Genomic DNA, 252 nt, shown 5'->3' on the forward strand with positions numbered 1-252 from the left:
ACTTCCGCCGGCGGCACGACATGGCTGTCCTCGATATTGTCGGTGACGGACAGGAGCGTGGAGATGAAGACCTTGTAGGCATCGCGGCCGGCTTCGAACACCGCATTGCGATCGCCGCCGACCGGCAGACGCTTCGGATAGAAGCCGCCATTGGCGCCGACCGGCACGATAACCGCGTTCTTGACCTGCTGCGCCTTTACCACCCCCAGCACTTCGGTGCGATAATCCTGTGCGCGGTCCGACCAGCGCAGG

Annotated in this window: 1 protein-coding gene; it reads right to left on the reverse strand. The window is 63.9% G+C overall.

The window, feature by feature from the left end:
- Positions 1-252 (reverse strand): NAD-glutamate dehydrogenase domain-containing protein (locus R0J92_RS25010; RefSeq protein WP_411053670.1); only part of this gene is annotated, 252 nt, incomplete at both ends.

Origin of the sequence: Tritonibacter sp. SIMBA_163 (genome assembly GCF_046535935.1) — a bacterium.
In the GTDB taxonomy this organism is placed as follows: domain Bacteria; phylum Pseudomonadota; class Alphaproteobacteria; order Rhodobacterales; family Rhodobacteraceae; genus Epibacterium; species Epibacterium scottomollicae.